Genomic DNA, 20050 nt, shown 5'->3' with positions numbered 1-20050 from the left:
GGCGAAGCCGTATCGCTGCGCCCCGCCCTTTTCGCCGCCGCCTTCGCACTGCTGATCCTCGACAGCCTTGTGGTGCTCTTCATGAACGGCGTTTTCTCGCGTGGCTCCGGCGGACGCCGCAGGCCGAGCGGTGCTGCCGCAGCAGCGATCGCCGCCCTCGCCTTCGGCCTCTTCGCCTTGACGCCCGGCCAATCCAAAGCGCAAGAAATGGCGCCCGGTGCCGGTGCCAAGCCGGGTGACGAGCAGATCCTCGAACGGCTCGACACGACCCACCTCGCCTATGTCACCACCGGCGAGCAGGATGTCGACCGGATTTCCGAACAGGGTCTCGAGGGTCTCAGCCAGTTCCTCACCTACCGCACGACGCTGGAACCCGGCGCTCCGGTCGGCCTCGACATCACCAAGGATGAGCTCGCCTTCTACCCGATCATCTACTGGCCCATCTCTGCCACGGCGCCGATGCCGTCGCAGGCGGCGATCTCCCGCATCGACGCCTATATGCGCAATGGCGGCACTGTGCTCTTCGACACCCGTGATCAATATTCGTCGCTCGGCGGTGGCGGCACCACGCCAAATGGCGAGCGCCTGCAGGCGATCCTCGCCAATATCGACATCCCGCCGCTGGAGCCGACGCCGACCGACCACGTGCTGACCCGCTCCTTCTACCTGCTCACCAACTTCCCCGGTCGTTATACCGGCAGCCCGCTTTGGGTCGAGGCACGGCAGGAAGCGAAAAACACCGGCGCCCAGCTCTCCTCCAGCGGCGACGGGGTGACCCCGTTGCTGATCACCGGCAATGATTTCGCCGGTGCCTGGGCAGTCGACAGCCAGGGCGCCCCGGTCCTGCCGACCGTGCCCCCGGACGAGATGCAGCGCGAATATGCCTATCGCTCCGGCGTCAACATCATGATGTACATGCTGACCGGCAACTACAAAGCCGACCAGGTGCATGTCCCGGCGCTTCTCGAACGGCTTGGCCAGTAAGGACAGCCGAACATGACCATCGAATTCGCCCCCTTTTTCTCCTGGCCGATCCTGGCCGCCCTCGGTGTCTTCGCGCTGATCCTCGCGGGCCTCTCCTTCTGGCGCGGCATTCGCGGCGCCGCCTTGCGCACGCTGGCGCTCGCCGCCCTGCTCCTGGCGCTCGCCAACCCGACGCTGCTGCAGGAGGACCGCGACCAGCTTTCGACCGTCGTGCCGGTCATTGTTGACCGCTCGCAGAGCCAGGATACCGCCCAGCGCAAGCAACAGACCGACGAGGCGCTCGCAAGCCTCAAGGACCGCTTCTCCCGCTACCCGCGCATCGAGACGCGTATCGTCGAGGTCGATGACGATGGCGATACCGACACTCCCTCGACAAAGCTCTTCACTGCCCTGCGTTCCGCCATTTCCGACGTGCCGCCGGCCCGTATCGGCGGGGCGGTTTTCCTGACCGACGGCCAGATCCACGACCTGCCCGGCATCAACCAGGACCTCGGCTTCAACGCCCCCGTCCACGGCCTGATCACCGGCAAGCCGGACGAATTCGACCGCCGCGTTGAAGTGGTCCGCGCCCCGCGCTTTGGCATTGTCGGCGAGGAACAGGAACTGACGCTGCGGGTCTTCGACGACGGCCGCACCGGCGGCGGACCGGCGCAGGTCACCGTGCGCATGAACGGCCAGCAGACGGCGACGCTGCGCGCCACGCCCGGCCAGGAGACGCCTTTCTCGTTCACGGTTCCGCGCGGCGGCAACAACGTCATGGAATTTTCGGTCGCCGAGCTTCCGGGCGAGGTGACCATCGCCAACAATCGCGCCGTCCATGTCATCGACGGCATCCGTCAGAACCTACGTGTGCTGCTCGTCTCCGGCGAACCGCATGCCGGCGAGCGCGCCTGGCGCAACCTTTTGAAGTCCGATGCCTCGGTCGACCTCGTCCACTTCACTATTCTGCGGCCGCCGGAAAAGCAGGACGGCACGCCAATCAACGAGTTGTCGCTGATCGCCTTCCCGACCCGCGAACTGTTCGTCGAGAAGATCAAGGATTTCGACCTGATCATCTTCGACCGCTACAAGCATCGCGGCGTGCTGCCGATCCTCTATTACGATTACATCGCCCAGTACGTGAACAATGGCGGCGCACTGCTGATCGCCGCCGGCCCCGAGCATGCCGGCGAGGATTCGATTGCGTCCACGCCGCTCGAACAGGTCCTGCCGGCCGCCCCGACCGGCGAAATCCACAGCGCCGCCTTCTATCCGCATCTGTCGCCGGAGGGTGAAAAGCACCCCGTGACCCGCGGCCTCGACGGCTCCAACTCGAATCCGCCCGCCTGGGGCCGCTGGTTCCGCACCATCGACGTCGACACGCCGCAGGGCCAGACGGTCATGGAAGGCGACGGCGACCGCCCGCTGCTCGTCCTCAACCGCCAGGGCGAAGGCCGCGTCGCCATGCTGCTCTCCGACCAGGGCTGGCTCTGGGCTCGCGGTTTCGAAGGCGGCGGCCCGCATGTGTCGCTCTATCGCCGCATCGCCCACTGGCTGATGAAGGAACCGGAGCTGGAAGAAGAAGCGCTGACCGCCCGCGCCGTCGGCCGCACGCTCGAAGCGACCCGCCAGACGATCGGCGACGATCCGGGTCCCGCGACGATCAAATACCCGTCCGGCCGTACCGAGACCGTGCCGATGACGGCTGCCGGCCCCGGCCAGTACCGGCTGGAACGCCGTATGGAAGAGACCGGCCTGTTCGAAGTCACCAACGGCCAGTTCTCGACGCTCGTACATGTCGGCACGGTGGACGCGCCGGAATTCAAGGCGATGATCTCGACCGAGAGCACGCTGAAACCCTATGCCGACAAGACCCGTGGCCTCGTCACCCGCATCGCCTCGGGCGATGGTATTTCGCTGCCGGACATCCTGCCGGTTCGCGGCGAAGTGCGCGTCAACGATCCCAACCGCATGGTCATCCGCATGACCGACGAGACGGTGCTGCGCGGCATCAACACGCTGCCGCTGTTTGCCGGTTTCGCCGGCCTCTCCGCGCTGCTCTTCGCGGTCGCGGCCATGTGGTGGCGCGAGGGTCGCTGACATATGACGCAGTTTGATGTGACCGCCTCGCCCTCGCCCGAGGAACTGGCCGTGATCGGCGAAGGACTGACCGCCTTCAACGACGCCGATGTCGGCCCGTCGGAGCGTAAAGCTCTCGCCGTCCTGATCCGCGATATCGATGACAAGGTGATCGGCGGGCTTTCCGGTTACACCGCCTGGGGCTGGCTGTTCACGCAGTGGCTGTTCATTCCCGACGCCTTGCGGGGCGAAGGCATGGCCGGCAAGCTGCTCAGCCAAGCCGAGGAGGAAGCCCGCGCCCGCGGCTGCCACGGCGCCTGGATCGACACGTTCAGCCCGCTCGCCCGCAAGGCCTATATGCGCCAGGGCTACGAAGTCTTCGGCGAATTGCCGGAATTTCCGAAGGGCCGCACCCGCACCTTCCTCAGGAAAGCTCTGTAGGTTATCCATTCGCTCCGAAAAATGGGGACGAAGAATCGCCGCATGGATATCGACCTGAAACTCACCGAAGGCATGAACGCCGACGAGGAGGATTTCATCCTCGAACGGCTGATGACCCACAATGCCGCAACGTTCGGCCCCAGCAACCGCCGCGAACTGGCGGTGCCGCTGCATGACGGGGACGGCGACCTCATCGGCGGGCTGACCGGCTATACCGGCCGCGGCTGGCTTTATATCTCGATGCTCTATGTGCCGGACGAGTTGCGCGGCCAAGGCCTCGGCGCCCGCATGCTCGACATGGCCGAAGCCGAAGCCAAAGCTCGCGGCGCGATCGGCGCTTATATCGACACGATGAACCCGGAAGCGCTCAAGCTATACCTGAAACAGGGTTATACCGAGATCGGCACGCTGAAAGGCCTCGAAGGAGGCCATTCGGTGACGTGGCTGCAAAAGCGGCTCTAGCTCAGGCGAGAGAGACCTGCCGCGTTTCCGCATTGATCATCGTGGCGGCAATCGCCGCGATCACCAGCAGGCCGGCAAAGATGCCGATCGTCAGGCCGAGCCCCTGAACCACCACATAACCGACCAGCGAAGGCGCAAGCAGTCCGCCGAGACGCGCCATGGCGCCGGCTGCCCCCATGCCGGTCGCCCGCGACGCGGTCGGATAGAGCTCAGGCGTGTAGGCGTAAAGCGCACCCCAGGTGCCGAGCAGCGCAAAGCTCATGATCAGCAGCGCGGCCCCGACCAGGAGGGCGCTCGGCGCGACGACAAACATCAGGCAGCCGAGCGCCGAGAGCAGGCAGAAGCCGATCAGCGTCGGCTTGCGGCCCCATTTTTCCACACCATAGGCGGCAAGCGCATACCCCGGAAGCTGGGCAAGTGCGACCAGTACCAGAAAGCCGTAACCGCGCACGAAACCAAACCCCTCGCCGGCGAGCTTCGCGGGCATCCAGGTAAAGACGCCGTAATAAGAGACGGAGACAAGAAACCAGATCGCCAGGATCATGACGCTGCGCTGGCGAAGCTCGCCGGAAAAGATGCCGGTCGTCTTGACCGGCGGCGGCGAGACCAGGCTGGTGCCTGCCCCGAGGGGCGTGTGTCCGTTGACGGCGAGCATCCGGTCGACGATTACCCTCGCCTCGTCGTGACGCCCAGAGCGCATCAGGTAGAGCGGCGATTCCGGCACCAGGAAACGCAGGCCGATGCCGGCGATCGCCGGAATGGCGGTGACCGCAAAGATATAACGCCAGGCATCGGCGACGTCGGCAAGGCTTGCGGCCCAGGCAGCCAGCGCCACGATCAGCGTTCCAATCGCCCAGAACCCTTCGAGCAGCACCAGCCAGCGGCCGCGGTTCCTGGCAGGCAGGAATTCCGCCATCATCGCGTAGTCGACCGGCAGCGTGCCGCCGACCGCAGCGCCGGTAAAGAAACGCAGCAGAAGCAGGATGGTGAAATCCGGCGCGAAGATGGAGAGCGTACCGAACACCGCATCGCAGGCGACCGTGACGATCAGCACCCGGCGCCGGCCGATCCGATCGGCGAGCCTGCCGAAACCGAGCGCGCCGAGCAGCATGCCGAGGAAGAAGGCGGTGCCGGTTTGCAGGGCCTGCGGCACGGTCAGCCCGAAACTTGCCGCGATCGAGGCAGCGGTGAAACCGACCGCCAGAACCTGCATGGCATCGGCCGCCCAGACGAGCCCGAAAATGCCCATCAATCGCCGCTGATAGGTCCCCGCTCCGGCGCGGTCGAGCGCCTCGTCCATGGTGATTGCTGTCATGCGCCCGGTCCCTCGCTTCGACGACACCTCCGGCCGGCTTTCACCGACCGATCCATCATCTGCTTAAAGGAAATGGCCTATCCGCGCCAGCCGATGACGCCCTTGAGCCGCGCATGCACGTCGGCTGCGATCGGCACGACCAGAACCCGGCCGGGATCGACAGGTCCCGGAAATTCCAGTGCGCCATAGGCAACCTTCTCGAACCCGAGCGGGCCGTAATAGGGCGGGTCGCCGACCAGGATCACCGCTTCCGAACCCTTGCGTTTCGCCGCCTCGATGGCGATCCGCACCAGTTCGCGGCCGATGCCCCGGTTCTTGTGCGACGGCCGGACCGCGAGCGGCCCGAGCAGGTGGCCCTTCACCGAACCCGCATGGACCGGCGTCATCCTGACCGAAGCGATCGTTTCGCCGTCGTCGGCGCAGACGAAGGAGAGGGTCCGGTCATGCGGCCCCTGCTCGCGGATGCGGGCGGCGGCGCGGGTATGCCGGCCGGGGCCGAAGGCTTCCGCGTTGATGAGTTCGATGACCTCATCGTGAGACGTATCTTCCGTGAGGTAAACGAGGTCGTGCTTGTAGAGAACGTTGTGCTGAGACATGGATGGACCGAAGCCGTAGGATAAAGAGCGGACAGGACAAGGGATATCGATGACGCTTGTTCTAGCGTCGTGGTCGATGATCAGCGTCGTCGCAGTGTCCGCACTTCGGTCATAGAGGAAAGTATCCTTAAAATCCGGAAAGCGAATTAGCAGGAAAAATTTCCCGCGTCCAACGCAAAAACACACCGTTCATAAAATCCTGCCTCGTATTCGGCAGCCGGTGCCGTATCTATCACCTCAAGGAAAATCCAAGGAGATAACCATGGGCAGGCTCGTCGAAGGAAAATGGCAGGACGTCTGGTACGGCACCAAGGAAAACAAGGGCCATTTCAAGCGCGCCGAATCGCAGTTCCGCAACTGGGTGACCGCCGATGGTTCCGCCGGCCCTACCGGCAAGCAAGGCTTCAAGGCTGAAGCCGGGCGTTATCATCTATACGTCTCTTATGCCTGTCCCTGGGCGCACCGCACCCTGATCTTCCGCAAGCTGAAGAAGCTCGAAGACCTGATCTCGGTCTCGGTCGTCGACTACCTGATGCTGGAGAACGGCTGGGAGTTCAAGAAACGCGACGGCGCCACCGGCGACGACCTGTTCGGCTCGGACTATCTCTACCAGGTCTACCTGAAGGCCGATCCGAACTATTCCGGCCGCGTCACCGTGCCCGTCCTCTGGGACAAGCTTGAGAACACCATCGTCTCGAACGAGAGTTCGGAAATCATCCGCATGTTCAACGGCGCCTTCGACGGCCTGACCGGCTCGACGGCGGATTTCTATCCGCAGGCGCTGCGCGGCGAGATCGATGACCTCAATGCAGTCGTCTACGACACCGTCAACAACGGCGTCTACAAGGCCGGTTTCGCAACTGCCCAGGACGCCTATGAGGGTGCCGTCACCCGCCTGTTCGAGACGCTCGACATGCTGGAAAAGCGCCTCTCGGGCAGCCGTTACCTGTTCGGCGAGACGACGACCGAAGCCGATTGGCGCTTGTTCACCACGCTCTTACGCTTCGATCCGGTCTATGTCGGGCACTTCAAGTGCAACATCCGCCGCATCGCGGACTACCCGAACCTGTCCGGCTATCTCGCTGATCTCTATCAGCAACCGGGCATCGCCGAGACCTGCAACCTGTTCCACATCAAGCACCACTATTATGAGAGCCACAAGACCATCAACCCGACCGGCATCGTCCCCGTCGGCCCGGTAGTGGACCTCGACGCGCCGCATGGGCGGGAGAAGGTAACGCGGGCGGCTTGATCGAGACGCACCCGCCCCTCATCCGCCTGCCGGCACCTCTCCCCGCAAAGCGGGGCGAAGGACGCAAGCGGCAAGCTCCCGCTCCTCTTTAAACCAAAGCGTTGCGGATAGGGTGAGACGGTGCGGCATCTGTCCTTCTCCCCGTCAGAACGGGGAGCAGGTGCCGGCAGGCGGATGAGGGGCAAACTGGGATACCTCACCAATAATCCGCCCGCTCCACCTCGCCCTTCAATTCCCGCAACCGCCGCAGTGTCGCCGCGGTCGTCTCCTCCGGCAGCGCATCAAGCGTAAAGAACCCGCTCTCGGCAATCTCCCGATCCGGCGCACGCGGTTTCGTCTGCTCCACGGTCACCCGATAGAACAGCACATGGTCACGCCTGCTGGCATTGCGGTTGTAGTAGGCGTGGAAAAGCGTGATCTCTCCGCGGATTTCCAGATTGCCCTCCTCGCGCAACTCCTTGCGCAGCGCATCGAGCACCGTCTCTCCGCGCTCGACGCCGCCGCCCGGCATGTACCAGCCGGGCACATAGGTATGGCGAACGAGAAAGATGCGGCCTTCTGCGTCGAAACAGGCGGCACGTACGCCAAGCGTCATGCCGCGCGTCAGCATGAAGACTCGGTGCAGCAGCCAGACGACGATCCGAGTGCGCCAACTGCGGATTTCCGGCACCCCTTCGCTACTCATTCATAACTCCGGGAGCGCCCAGAAAATCGATAACGATTTCTGCGCTCATGCGTTATGTGTGCGCCATGTTCAAATTCGCGCATATTTCCGACATCCATCTGGGGCCGCTTCCAAACCTGACGCTTCGCGAGCTTTTCTCGAAGCGGATCACCGGTTTTGTGAACTGGCACCGCAATCGGCGCAAGCACCTTTTCGTCAACACGCTCGACCTGCTTTTGAGCGATTTGAAGACGCGCGAGCCGGACCAGTTGGTCATCACCGGCGATCTCGTCAACCTGGCGACGAAGATCGAGACGCGGCTTGCCGGCGAGTGGCTGCGCACGATCGGCGACCCCTATGATACGACTGTGGTGCCCGGCAACCACGACGCCTATGTACCCGGCGCGCACGACAAGTCGGTCAACGAATGGTACCCCTTCATCAAGAGCGACGACGACCCCGCCGAATGGCCGGAAGAGGATCATATCTTCCCGACGCTGCGCCGGCGCGGTCCGCTTGCCATCATCGGCTGCTCGACCTCCAATGCCACCCTGCCCTTTTCGGCGTCCGGTTATTACGGCTCGCGGCAGGCGCGCGAAACGGTCAACCTGTTGAAGAAAGCGGGAGACGAGGGTCTCTTCAGGGTCGTGCTGATCCACCACCCCCCGATCCGCGGCGCCGCCTCTTCGCACAAGCGCATGCTCGGCATCCGCCGTTTCGCGGCAGCGATCTCCACCGGCGGCGCCGAACTGGTACTGCACGGGCATACGCATCTCAACACGCTCTACTGGCTGCGAAGCCATAGCGGCAACGTGCCGGTGGTCGGCATCGCATCGGCATCCCAAGGCCCCGGCGGACATAAGCCGCGCGCCGCCTACAACCTCTTCACACTTTCCGGTGAAGCCGGCGCCTGGAACCTGCTCTGCGAACGTTACGGCCTGACGGAATGGGGCGACGGCGTCGCGCTCGACAACAGCCGCCTCCTCTATGGCGAAGAGCCGGCGACGATGTCGATTCCGCAAGTCGCGAGAATGTTGTAGAATCAATGGCGCGATTGTTGCGGAATCGCCACAATCTCGTCATAGCTATTTATTGCAGTAGATTACAGGTAAGCCGCTCCTATCCATGACCCAACCGAGTCCATCGACCGACATTCGGCGCGATCTCGTAGCGCTCCTGCCGCGCCTGCGCCGTTTTGCGCTGACGCTGACGGGAAGTGCTGTCGAGGCCGATGACCTGGTGCGCGAAGCGGCTGGCCGGGCGATCCAGAAAAGCCATCACTGGAAGGGCGAAGGCCGGCTGGAAAGCTGGCTTTTCAGCATGATCCGCAGCACCTTCGTCGACGAGGCCAAGAAGCGCCGGCGCGCCGATATCCATGCTGCCGACGATGCCTCCCCGGCCGAAAACTCCCGTCCGTCGACTGCCCTCGTCTGCCTGCCGGACGGCTTGGCAAGCGTTTTCCTGCTCGCCGACGTGGAGGGGTTCGCCTATGCCGAGGCCGCCGCCATCCTCGGCATCCAGCCGGATCTCTTCGCCGCCCGTCTTTGCGCAGCACGTCTCAGCCTGGCCACCGCCGCCGCCCAGACGAGCGAGCGGAGAGCGTGAGGATGAACATCCCCCATCCGTCGTCGCTCGAACTGCGGCTTTCCGCCCATATCGATGGCCAGATCGACGAGCAGGACCGGCACGATGTCGAGGAACTGCTGGTCAACGATCCGCAGGCACGGTCCCTGCAAGATGCCCTGAAGCGCGGCGCCGATCTCGGCCGGCGCGCGTTTGACGACATGCTGAAGGAACCGGTGCCGCTCAATCTGGTGCGCACCATCAAGAATGCGCCGTTGCCGCGCCGGGCCATACGCCTGCCGCAGGGGCCGCGCCCGACGCTTTCCTTCAAGCCGTCCGGCCTGCAGGCGGTCGCCGCCTGTGCCCTGCTTTTCGTGCTCGGCGGCGGTATCGGCTATATGATCGGCGGCAACCCGGCGGCTCCGCAGTTTTCGATGATTTCCATTCCCGGCACCAGCAGCCGCGACTGGCTGGACGATATCATCGCCCACTACCGCCTCTATGCGCGCCAGACCAATCATCTCGCCGAAATCCCGGCCGAAAGGCCAGCCGATATCCTCGAATGGCTGACGACCAACACCGGCGTCGGTTTTCGTATCCCCGATCTCAGCGACAGCGGCCTGACCTTCCAGGGTGCCCGCCTGTTTGCTGCCGGCGGCGCGCCGGTCGGCCAGCTTCTCTACCGACGCACCGACGGCGATGGGGACGGCGACGTGATCGCCATTTCCTTCACCAAGGCCCGGCCCGAGGGCAACCGCTCGATCGAGGAAATCCGCAACGACACCGGCCTCGTCTCCTGGGTCACGCCGCTCGCCACCTACATGGTCGTCGGCCCCTCGTCTGCGGCGGATCTGGATGATATCGCGGCCAAGGCGGCGGGGCTGATTTAGGCTACGACATACATACGGAAACACCAGGCTGCCTTAGCGCGCTAAACGTGGATGCAGCTGTCAGCAAAAATGGCTGCATTACGGCCGCACAGCCGTCAATAATGTTCAGGATTTATTTTTTCGAAATTGTCCGAGGTATGTTGCTGTAAATATCATCAAAGTAAGAAATACAGCGCAAAAAATATACCAAGCAAATGACGTAAAGACGATGATAAAAGCGCCGCCAAGCAAAACCTCACCCGAGCCTCCATATCGCCCTTGCTGCGGATGCCAATATGTAGCCAACAAGAAGGCTAAAGAGAAAATCATAATCGAAACGCTTTCCTTCATAAAATTCTGGAATTTATAACTTCCGTTCTCGACCTGAGCAAATATAGAAAAATAGCGCACCATCATAATAAAAAATAAAACTGAAATAGAAAGTACGATAATCGGAAATATATATAATGATAAAATCAGTCTGCACCGCAACAAAGGCGTCTCTCGCTTAAGTACCAATAATGAATTGATACCTGAATTGGCAGAATTCAAAACTTCATCGCAGAACGAATGGTCAAAGCCGAAAAGCCCAATAAAAATACCCAATATGAAAAAAATAAAAAATGAACATATGAGTGTTCTTCGGAATAAAATTTTAAAAGAATAAAGCCTCGAAATATCCAGAATCGAGAATATACTGAAGTATGGCGATTCATCATTACTCACCGCAATAACCTATTCATAAAATCAGCTGAATAGCCAAGACGTGATGACAAATTAATTCGCGTCCTATGCGTGCTGTGGTTCCCGGCACTTACGTTTGGTGCCCCCCACACTAAGGGCAAATTGCACGTCAGGCGAGCAAAATAAATCCATTTCTAAACTTCCTGCGAAAATTACGAGGCCGCTCAGATAGCCGAGCGGCCCTCGGCAATTTTAGGGGCCTGACCTTCCTCAGCGCCCCTCGATCACCCTATTCGCCGCCGAAACGATCGCCTCCAGCGAAGCCGCGACGATGTTCTTGTTGATGCCGGCGCCGAACAGTTTTCCGTTCGGATGCTCCATCTCCACATAGGCGATGGCGGACGCGTTCGAGCCGTGCTGCAGCGAATGTTCGGAATAGTCGGCGACCGACAGCTCGACGCCGAGATAGGTCGAGAGTGCGTTGATGAACCCGTCGATCGGCCCCGTGCCCTTGCCTTCGATCCGCTTCGCCTCGCCGCCGTCGATGATCTCGGCTGCGACGACGCGGATGCCTTTATGGTCGGTGCCTGCCGGATAGGTGTGGTGGTCGACGAATTTCAGCCGTGCGCCGGGTTGTTCCACGTAGCGCTCGATGAAGCTCTCGTAGATGCGCCTGGCGGGAAGCTCCACGCCCTCTTCATCGGTGATCCGCTGGATTTCCTCGCGGAACTCGACCTGCAGGTTGCGCGGCAGATTGAGGCCGTAATCCTCCGCCAGGATATAGGCGATGCCGCCCTTGCCCGACTGCGAGTTGATGCGGATGATCGCCTCGTAGGAGCGACCGACATCGCGCGGGTCGATCGGCAGATAGGGCACTTCCCAGATCGGATGGTTGGCGACTTTGATCGCCTTCATGCCCTTGTTGATCGCATCCTGGTGTGAGCCGGAAAAGGCGGTATAGACCAGTTCGCCGACATAAGGATGCCGTTCGGGAATGACCATCTGGTTGGAATATTCGTAGACCGCCTTGATCCGCTCGATATCGGAGCAGTCGAGTTCCGGATCGATACCCTGCGTGTACATGTTCAAGGCGAGTGTCACCACGTCGACATTGCCGGTGCGTTCGCCATTGCCGAACAACGTGCCCTCGACACGGTCCGCACCCGCCATCAGGCCGAGCTCGGTCGCGGCAATGCCGGTGCCGCGGTCGTTATGGGGATGCAGCGAGATGATGATGTTCTCGCGGTTGTCGAGATTGCGGCACATCCATTCGATCTGGTCCGCATAGATGTTCGGGGTCGCCATCTCGACCGTCGAGGGCAGGTTGAGGATCAGCTTGTCCTCGGCAGTCGGCCTGATCACCTCGGTGACCGCATTGCAGATCTCCAACGCCACTTCCAGTTCGGTGCCGGTAAAGCTTTCCGGCGAATACTGGAAACGAAACCCGCCACCCGCCTTCGCTGCCATGTCGGTGATCATCTTCGCCGCATCGACCGCGATCTGCTTGATACCGGCGACGTCCTTGGCGAACACCACGCGGCGCTGCAGCTCGGAGGTCGAATTGTAGAAGTGGATGATCGGCTTGTCGGCGCCTTCCAGAGATTCGAAGGTGCGCGTGATCAGCTCCGGCCGGCACTGGACCAGCACCTGCATGGACACATCTTCCGGCACGCCGGCCTCTTCCACGCACCAGCGGGCAAAATCGAAATCGGTCTGCGAGGCGGACGGGAAGCCGATCTCGATTTCCTTGAAGCCCATGTCGAGCAGCATGCGGAACATGCGGGCCTTGCGGTCATGGCCCATCGGGTTGACCAGCGACTGGTTGCCATCGCGCAGGTCGACCGAACACCAGATCGGCGCCTTGTCGATGACCTTCGAAGGCCAGGTGCGGTCGGGAATGTTGATGGTCGGGTAGGCGCGATATTTCACTGCCGCGTCGGGCATGCCGGATTTCGGGCCGGAAACAGGGGAATTGGTCTTGGCGTCCATTGTCGTCGTCTCTTCTCGCTTCACGCGTCGCTCGGCATCCATCTGAGGAATTGGCCGTCGTCGATGCGGACCTTTAGCGGTCTTTTGTGGCTCGGTCTTGAATGTTCGTGAGAGGAGCTCTTATGCCGGGCGGGCTTTCGGCCGCCGGGCGCTCCTCAACGGACCCGGCAACCGCGCGTAAGGTCGAGGCTAAGAAGCGAGGAAAGCGCAAATACCATCGTCCCGGCCGCAATGCAGCGGGTAGACGAACGGTCGGACATGATTGCGCCTGTCATGGTCATGGGCGAAGTGTATAACCTCAGAGTGGAAGAGAGGCAAGTGGGCTTTCACTTGCCTTGGCGTCTTGCCTCAAGCCGTTCGGCGATCCAGAGTTTCACCAGCGACTGCCGCGTAACACCAAGACGCTGCGCCTCCTGATCCAGCCCGTTCACGACCCAGGTCGGAAAATCGATATTGACGCGCTTGGGTTCGAGATTGGGGCGATATCCTTTGGCGACATCGAAATACTCAAGGACGTCTTCCTCACCCTTGTCAAAGATCTCGTCAAGTTTGCTGGCTTTCATAAATCTCTACCTCAAGCTTGCGCGACCGGCGGACGGAGATAATTCTGATCCTGTTTCCGCGATGGACGCAGATGGCAGACCACAGCTTGTCTCCTATTTCTCCGATCGCCATGAAACGTGGCTCCTGATCATCCTTGGCCAGCATGATGAATAGATTCTCATCCGCCCATAGCGCTTGCGCCTCCACGAAATCGATTCCGTGCTTATCCTTGTTCGTGGCGCTCTTGTCAGGATCGAATTCGAACTTCATGACCAATATAATATAGAAATTATACCATTTCCAGTCATTCAAGCACGCTTGACGAGGCTCTGCAATCCCATCATCACGCCGCCGGCGACGAGCCCCCAGAAAGGCCCGGAAATCCCCGCAAACGAAAGACCCGACGCCGTCACGAGGAAGGTGATCGCCGCGGCTTCGCGCGTTTCCGGGTCGCGATAGGCCGCAAAGGCCGCATTGGCAAAGGCGCCGATGAGGCCGAGACCCGCCACCGCCTGCAGCAGGATCGGCGGCGCCAGCGACACGAAGGCGATGATGCCGCCGGCGATCAGGCCGAACACGATATAACCGAAGCCGGCAAGGATCGCCGCCCAGTAGCGTTTGGCGGGGTCGGGGTGGGCATCCTCGCTGGCGCACATCGCCGCCGTGATCGCCGCCATGTTGACCGGCACGCCGCCGACCAGCCCGCCGAGGATCGAGAAGATGCCGGTGCCGACAAACATCACGCCCGCCGGTGGCTCGTAGTGATGCACTCTCAGGATCGCCATGCCGGGAATGTTCTGCGAGGCCATGGTGACGATGAACAGAGGCAGCGCCACCGAGATCACCCCATGCAGGGTGAAGACCGGCGTGACGAAGGTGAGGCTCGGATGGATCGCCTGACCGATCTGCGCCATCGCGTCCGAGGGAAGCTCGACGCCGAAGACCAGCACCAGGATCAGCGCGCCGAGCGAGGCCGGCACCGCCCAGAGACGCCATCTCGAAACCACGACCATCCAGGTCAGCACGATCGGCAGGCCGAGCGCCGCATTGAAGGCGACAGCTTTCACCGGCGCGAGGCAAAGGCTGAGGAGAATGCCGGCCAGCATGGCATTGGCGAGCGGCGCCGGGATCAGCCGGATCGCCCGGCTGAGCGGCCGGAACAGGCCGGAGAGAATGATCAGCACGCCGCAGACCACGAAGGCGCCGACAACGGCCGGAAATCCGCCCTCGATCACGCTGATGCCGGATAGAAGCGCTGCCCCCGGCGTCGACCAGGCGATGCTGATCGGCATCCGATACCAGCTCGAGAACACGATCGCCAGCAAGCCCATCGAGATCGATTGCGCCAAGAGCGCCGAGGCGATTTCCGGTGCGGTCGCACCCATCGTCTGCAGCCCCTGCATGATGACCGCAAACGAGCTGATGAACCCGACAAAGGCAGTGAGCAATCCCATCATCAGGGCTGAAACGGAAAAATCCTTGAACATGCGGGCGGGGACTCATGAATTTGAAAGTCCGCAATCGAACATAGGCCCGCCGGCAAAGGCAAGGTGCGTTTGCCGCAAAAGGGTACGGCCGAGATGGAAAAGCCATGGCTGCAGCCAGCCATTTGTTCTTTGCCGGCTGCCGCTCCTGCCTTTATTCGTGCCTGCGAATATTCGCATCTGTTGATAATTTGGAAGGAGTTTGGCGGTAGTCTCCGGACCGTGCGCCCGTTGCTTCCGGTCGGTCCGGCCATGCAGCCCGGATTGCATCAACGCCCCGGGAAAAGCAATGACGGCAGCTCACCTTGCGCCAGAGATCGAGATCGGACGGGAAACCGCCTTTTCCCGCGATCAGCTCTATTTCATTCTGTCGGCGCTCCCGGACCCCTGTTTCGTCCTCACCCGCAGCGGCCGTTATGCCGCGCTCTTCGGCGGCAAGGACACGCGCTATTATCATGAGGGCAGCTATCTCGTTGGCAAGAGCCTCTATGACGTCCTCGCCTTCGAGAAGGCGGAACGGTTTGTGCGGGAGATCGAAAAGGCGCTCGCCTCGCGCGCCCTGCATATCATCGAATACAGCCTCTCTGGCAGCGACGTGAAGGGGCTGCAGAACGACGGTCCCGAACATCCGATCTGGTTCGAGGGGCGCCTGCAGGCGCTTGATTTCCAAGTCGACGGCGAGGATGCGATCGTCTGGGTCGCCAGCAACATCACCGAAAAGAACGCCGTCGAAAACCAGTTGCGTCATCAGAGCGAGACCGACGCGCTGACCGGCTTCTTCAACCGCCGCAAGCTGATGGACGTGCTCGCCCTGAAGTTCGAGCTTTTCCGCGACGAGCATATCCCGACATCCGTTTTCATGTTCGACATCGACCACTTCAAGACCGTCAACGACGAGCTTGGACATGCGATGGGCGACGCTGTTCTGAAAGCGATTGCCGGCGTCTGTCGCCTGGAATTGCGCAAGACCGACTTTCTCGCCCGCCTCGGCGGCGACGAGTTCGTCGTGGTCATGCCCGCCACCCGGCAGGAGCATGGCATCGTCATCGCCAACCGGCTGCGCCAGCGCGTCGCAACCGAGGTCCGGGAGACGCTCGGCCACCACGCCACGATCAGCGGCGGCTTGAGCGAATTTCTGTCGGCGGATGCCTCCTCCGAGGACATTCTGAAACGGGCCGACGATGGCCTCTACCGTTCCAAGCGTGCCGGCAGGAACCGGATCAGCCCCGCATAGGCACGGCCGAGGTCCCATTTCCGTACAAACGAAAAATTTGTGCCTCTTCCGCACATAGTTGCGTAGTTGATACGCAGGTAAATTAGACAATCTTAAATTTTGTCGGCGACAGTGGGGGACACCATCGGAAATCTCCATGACCTCGCTGCCATTTCTCTCGAAATCGAAATCGTCTCGTCTTCAGTTCTTCGGCCTCGGCTATTTTTTCCCGGCCATCCTTGCGGTCGCCGGCCTGCTGGTCGGCGTGGTCCGTGCCGATATCGAGAAACGCGAGCAGTACCATGTGGCACAGCAGGTCAAGGCGGCCGAGCAGCTCGCCAGAGTGGCCGCAAGTCTCGAGACCAATATTCATGGCAACGTCAATCTGATCTACGGACTGGTCGCCGCCATTGCCGCCAATCCGAACATTAACCAACCCCAATTCACGGCGCTTTCGGAGCGGGTCTTCGACGTTCCGTCACAGCTGCGCAATGTTGTCGCCGCCAAGGACCTGGTGGTCGGCCTGGTCTATCCCGAAGAGGCGAACAAGAAGGCCCTCGGCCTCGACTACCGCACCAACGAGCTGCAGCGGGATGCCGTGATGAGAGCGGTCGAGCGGCGGACGCTCGTCATCACCGGCCCGGTCAATCTGGTGCAGGGCGGCCAGGGGCTGATTGCGCGCTATCCGGTCTTCTCGCTTGCCAACGGCCGGTTCTGGGGTGTCGTTTCGGCGGTCATCGATCTCGATCGGCTCTATACGGACAGCAACGTCAATACCCAGCGGCAGACGCTGAACATCGCAATCTCGCAGCGGCCCATCCCCGCCGAGCGCGACATCTTCCTCGGAAACGGTGCGATATTTTCGCAAGATCCGGTCAAATCAAGGATCGAGCTCGGTTACGACACCTGGTATCTCGCAGCAGTCCCGAAGGGCGGATGGGAGGGCTCGCCGCTGGACATGTTCGGCTTCCGGGTCACCGCCCTTCTAATCGCCTTCTGCATCGCCGCGCCGCTCCTCTGGGCGGGCCTCTTGATGAAGCAACGCCACGGCAACATCCTCACCCTGCAGCAGCGCGAGGAACAGCTGGAAACGCTGTCCCAGCGCCTCGAACTGGCGCTCCAGGCCTCGGGCGTCGGCGTCTGGGAATATGAACCTTCGACCGATACGCTGATCTGGGATCGGCGCATGCGCGAGCTCTACGACTCTTCCCCGGACCGCACGGTTCGCGAATACGCGGACTGGCGCAATGCGCTGCATCCCGACGACGTGGAAGCCGCCGAAGCATACTTCCGCGACGCGCTCAAGAACGAAACGAGCTACCGCACCGAGTTCCGCGTCGTGTCCGGCAACGGCGAGATCCGTCACATCCGTGCACACGGCGCCACCTACCGGACTGCGAGCGGCGTCAAGCGGGTCGTCGGCGCCAATTGGGACGTTACCAGGGACGTCACGCTGCATTCCGAACTGCGGCAGGCGCAGACGAAGGCCGAACTGCAGAACGACGAATTGCGTTCGGCAAGGCGCACGCTCGAACATCAGTCGCTGCACGACGCCTTGACGGGCCTGCCGAACCGGCGCTTCCTCGACCAGTTCATGACTGCCGGGGAGAAACAGGCTGCAGGTCACCGGCTGGCATTCATCCACATCGATCTCGATCGCTTCAAGGAAGTCAACGATACGCTCGGCCATGCGGCGGGCGACGCGGTCCTGAAGGCCACCACGTCCCGCCTGCTCGAACTGATTGACCACGACGAGTTCGCCTCGCGCATCGGCGGTGACGAATTCGTCGTCGTAACCGGGGGCGCTGAGCCGCAACGCCGGGCCGAATATCTCGCTCAGTCGATCGTCAGCACGCTTGCCCGCCCCATCGATATCGACGGGCATCAATGTCGCATCGGCTGCAGCGCCGGCATCGCCTGCCAGACCGCAGCCGGCGAAGAACTGAGCCAATTGCTGATCAATGCCGATATCGCGCTCTATGAGGCCAAGAAGCGCGGCCGCAACCGCGTCGAGCTGTTCTCCAAGGAACTGCGCTCGGCAGTGGTGCTGCGCAAGCGCATGTCCGACGAATTCTTGACGGCGCTCGAAGGCGACCAGATCATCCCTTTCTTCCAGCCGCAATTCGACGCGCATTCGCTCGCTATCGTCGGTGTCGAGGCGCTGGCGCGCTGGCAGCATCCCAAACGCGGCCTGCTGGCGCCGGACAGTTTCCTGGCGATCGCCGAGAGCTTGCACCGGTCGGCCGATATCGATGCGATCATCCTTGAAAAGGCGCTCTTCCAGTCGGTGAGATGGCGTGCACTCGGGCTCGACATCCCGCATCTCTCCGTCAACATCTCGGCGCAGCGCCTGAAAGACGAAAGGCTGTTCAAACGACTGGCTGAACTGCCGATCCTCCCCGGGACCCTGTCGTTCGAACTTCTCGAATCGATTTCCTTCGAAGATCAGGACAAGGAGCTGAGGTCCGCGATCCTCAGCCTCAAGGCGCTCGGCATCGATATCGAGATCGACGATTTCGGCACCGGCCACGCTTCGATCGTCAGCCTTATCGAACTCGGGCCCAAGCGGCTGAAAATCGACCGCAAGCTGATTGCCCCGCTCGAAGCTGCCGGCTCTCAACGCCGGCTGGTCGCCTCGATTATCGAGATAGGTCGCTCACAGGGCATTGAGATCGTTGCCGAAGGGGTGGAGACGGCAGCCCATGTGGACATCCTGCGCAGCCTCGGCTGCCAGACCCTGCAGGGTTACGTCTTCGCAAAGCCGATGCCGGCCAACGAGTTCATCACATTCGCGATCGATTGGGAGGCCGGCAACCATTCACGGTTCGCGTCATCGACGGCGCTGGTCGACTGAGCGGGGCCGCCGCCGGAAAAAAATCGAAACTTCGCAAAACACCTGTTGACCCGGCCCCTGGGGCTGCCCCGATAGGAGGAGCGGTCAACAACCGACGAGGTGATTCCTTGAGTTCTTCCGCACATTACCTGAGCCCGTCCGACGCCGCCGAACGGCTCGGCATATCGCCAAAGGCGCTGCGCCTTTATGAACAGCGGGGCCTGATCGCCCCTGTCCGCACCGCCGCCGGATGGCGGACCTACGGCCCGGTCGAAATGACCCGCGCCGGCGAGATCGCCGCATTGCGAGCCCTCGGCCTCAGCCTCGCGCAGGTGGCGCGCGTGCTGAAAGGCGAGGCACAGGAACTCGCTCCAGCACTTGCCGCCCATCAGGCGAAGCTCGAAGCGGAGGCCCGAAGGATCGCCGAAACGGTCGAAAAAGTCCGCAATCTGCGCGCGGGCCTTGCCGGCGGCGAACCGCCGGGGCTGCACGAGTTGACGCGGCTAGCGCGGCCGGCGGCCGAGATCGTCGCGGCTTTCGACCTTCCCTGGCCCTGGGGCGGCGAACGCTTCGAACTCCGGGACATAAGGCCGCTCAACTACATCATCGGCCTCTCGGCAGCGGCAAGACTCGGTTCGCCAAGGCGATCGCCGAACATCTGCCGGGAGCGGTCTTCATCGACCTCGATCGCGCCGCCAACGATGCCGCCGAGGCCCGGGCACGGATGGAAACCGATCCGGCGCTGAAGCAGCGCGTCGAGCAGGCGCTCGCCTGGCTCGTTGAGGAAGGTGCAGCCGTGACGCCTGCCCTCACCGCCCTCCTTGTCGCGATCGAAGCCGACGCGGCCCGCATCCCGGTCATCGACATGATCGAGCAGGGTCTGGACCAGACATCGCAGGAAGCAGTCTCCGTCTATCTGCGCAACCGCGGTCCCGGCGTCTGCCCGCTCTTCATCATGACCCGTTCCTCGGCGATCCTCGATCTCGGCGCCGTCGGACCGGACGAGGCAATCATCCTCTGCCCCGCCAACCACAGCCCGCCGAGCCGCGTTGCACCCATTCCGGGCGCGCCGGGTTACGAGGCCGTCGCCACCTGCCTTG

General features: G+C 62.1%; 19 protein-coding genes and 1 pseudogene. 12 read left to right on the top strand and 8 right to left on the bottom strand.

Annotated features, from left to right (window positions below):
• The 4 genes from MOV63_RS27725 to MOV63_RS27710 all read left to right on the top strand — a co-directional run.
• Window positions 1-984, top strand: a 984-nt coding sequence (locus tag MOV63_RS27725) for a DUF4159 domain-containing protein (RefSeq protein WP_247038742.1), incomplete at its 5' end; no start/stop codon positions are given.
• A 12-nt stretch (window positions 985-996) separates the two neighbouring features.
• Window positions 997-3063 carry a membrane protein gene (locus tag MOV63_RS27720; RefSeq protein WP_038588374.1) on the top strand — a complete coding sequence of 689 codons (2067 nt, stop codon included), beginning with the start codon at window positions 997-999 and terminating at the stop codon, window positions 3061-3063.
• Between the two features lie 3 nt (window positions 3064-3066).
• Window positions 3067-3483 (top strand): GNAT family N-acetyltransferase, encoded by a 417-nt coding sequence (locus tag MOV63_RS27715; RefSeq protein WP_247038740.1) that lies wholly within the window; start codon window positions 3067-3069, stop codon window positions 3481-3483.
• A 42-nt stretch (window positions 3484-3525) separates the two neighbouring features.
• Window positions 3526-3945, top strand: coding sequence for an N-acetyltransferase (locus MOV63_RS27710; RefSeq protein ID WP_247038738.1), 420 nt, complete (start codon window positions 3526-3528; stop codon window positions 3943-3945).
• Between the two features lies 1 nt (window position 3946).
• Here the strand turns inward: MOV63_RS27710 and MOV63_RS27705 are convergent, their stop codons facing one another.
• On the bottom strand, window positions 3947-5260 hold the full coding sequence (locus MOV63_RS27705; RefSeq protein WP_247038736.1) for an MFS transporter: 1314 nt from the start codon (window positions 5258-5260) through the stop codon (window positions 3947-3949).
• A gap of 77 nt (window positions 5261-5337) precedes the next feature.
• Window positions 5338-5856 (bottom strand): GNAT family N-acetyltransferase, encoded by a 519-nt coding sequence (locus MOV63_RS27700; RefSeq protein WP_038544279.1) that lies wholly within the window; start codon window positions 5854-5856, stop codon window positions 5338-5340.
• Between the two features lie 262 nt (window positions 5857-6118).
• On the opposite strand from MOV63_RS27700, the gene MOV63_RS27695 reads away from it, so the two are divergent.
• Window positions 6119-7108 (top strand): glutathione S-transferase family protein, encoded by a 990-nt coding sequence (locus MOV63_RS27695; protein WP_247038733.1) that lies wholly within the window; start codon window positions 6119-6121, stop codon window positions 7106-7108.
• Window positions 7109-7304: 196 nt separating this feature from the next.
• Here the strand turns inward: MOV63_RS27695 and MOV63_RS27690 are convergent, their stop codons facing one another.
• On the bottom strand, window positions 7305-7793 hold the full coding sequence (locus tag MOV63_RS27690) for an NUDIX domain-containing protein (protein ID WP_247038732.1): 489 nt from the start codon (window positions 7791-7793) through the stop codon (window positions 7305-7307).
• A gap of 65 nt (window positions 7794-7858) precedes the next feature.
• Between MOV63_RS27690 and MOV63_RS27685 the strand changes: the two genes are divergently transcribed.
• The 3 genes from MOV63_RS27685 to MOV63_RS27675 all read left to right on the top strand — a co-directional run bounded on the left by MOV63_RS27685 (window position 7859) and on the right by MOV63_RS27675 (window position 10225).
• On the top strand, window positions 7859-8812 hold the full coding sequence (locus MOV63_RS27685; RefSeq protein WP_038549459.1) for a metallophosphoesterase: 954 nt from the start codon (window positions 7859-7861) through the stop codon (window positions 8810-8812).
• Between the two features lie 85 nt (window positions 8813-8897).
• The gene (locus MOV63_RS27680; RefSeq protein ID WP_247038730.1) at window positions 8898-9377 is read left to right on the top strand and encodes an RNA polymerase sigma factor; all 480 of its coding nucleotides are present in this window, start codon (window positions 8898-8900) and stop codon (window positions 9375-9377) included.
• Between the two features lie 2 nt (window positions 9378-9379).
• Entirely contained in the window at window positions 9380-10225 is an 846-nt protein-coding gene (locus MOV63_RS27675; RefSeq protein ID WP_038544288.1) for an anti-sigma factor, read from the top strand.
• 105 nt (window positions 10226-10330) lie between these two features.
• On the opposite strand, the gene MOV63_RS27670 is transcribed toward MOV63_RS27675, so the two are convergent.
• The 5 genes from MOV63_RS27670 to MOV63_RS27650 form a co-directional block, all read right to left on the bottom strand.
• Window positions 10331-10930 carry a hypothetical protein gene (locus MOV63_RS27670; RefSeq protein ID WP_247038729.1) on the bottom strand — a complete coding sequence of 200 codons (600 nt, stop codon included), beginning with the start codon at window positions 10928-10930 and terminating at the stop codon, window positions 10331-10333.
• 228 nt (window positions 10931-11158) lie between these two features.
• On the bottom strand, window positions 11159-12877 hold the full coding sequence (leuA, locus tag MOV63_RS27665; protein ID WP_247038727.1) for a 2-isopropylmalate synthase: 1719 nt from the start codon (window positions 12875-12877) through the stop codon (window positions 11159-11161).
• 326 nt (window positions 12878-13203) lie between these two features.
• The gene (gene brnA / locus MOV63_RS27660) at window positions 13204-13440 is read right to left on the bottom strand and encodes a type II toxin-antitoxin system BrnA family antitoxin (RefSeq protein WP_247038725.1); all 237 of its coding nucleotides are present in this window, start codon (window positions 13438-13440) and stop codon (window positions 13204-13206) included.
• Entirely contained in the window at window positions 13421-13690 is a 270-nt protein-coding gene (locus tag MOV63_RS27655) for a BrnT family toxin (RefSeq protein WP_247038722.1), read from the bottom strand. Before MOV63_RS27655 ends, brnA begins: the two co-directional genes overlap by 20 nt.
• A gap of 38 nt (window positions 13691-13728) precedes the next feature.
• Window positions 13729-14907 carry a benzoate/H(+) symporter BenE family transporter gene (locus tag MOV63_RS27650; RefSeq protein WP_247038720.1) on the bottom strand — a complete coding sequence of 393 codons (1179 nt, stop codon included), beginning with the start codon at window positions 14905-14907 and terminating at the stop codon, window positions 13729-13731.
• A 286-nt stretch (window positions 14908-15193) separates the two neighbouring features.
• Between MOV63_RS27650 and MOV63_RS27645 the strand changes: the two genes are divergently transcribed.
• The 4 genes and pseudogenes from MOV63_RS27645 to MOV63_RS27630 all read left to right on the top strand — a co-directional run.
• Window positions 15194-16138 (top strand): sensor domain-containing diguanylate cyclase, encoded by a 945-nt coding sequence (locus tag MOV63_RS27645; RefSeq protein WP_247038718.1) that lies wholly within the window; start codon window positions 15194-15196, stop codon window positions 16136-16138.
• A gap of 136 nt (window positions 16139-16274) precedes the next feature.
• Entirely contained in the window at window positions 16275-18971 is a 2697-nt protein-coding gene (locus MOV63_RS27640; RefSeq protein WP_247038717.1) for an EAL domain-containing protein, read from the top strand.
• Window positions 18972-19078: 107 nt separating this feature from the next.
• Window positions 19079-19696, top strand: a complete 618-nt coding sequence (locus MOV63_RS27635; protein ID WP_247038715.1) for a MerR family transcriptional regulator — start codon at window positions 19079-19081, stop codon at window positions 19694-19696.
• Window positions 19675-20050 (top strand): annotated as a pseudogene (locus MOV63_RS27630) (MerR family transcriptional regulator); the annotation flags it as partial. The gene MOV63_RS27635 and the pseudogene MOV63_RS27630, both read left to right, overlap by 22 nt.

Origin of the sequence: Neorhizobium sp. SHOUNA12A (assembly GCF_023006505.1) — a bacterium.
GTDB lineage: Bacteria > Pseudomonadota > Alphaproteobacteria > Rhizobiales > Rhizobiaceae > Neorhizobium.
The sequence above is the reverse complement of the archived record's forward strand: the minus strand, read 5'-3'. Positions and strand labels throughout refer to the sequence as shown.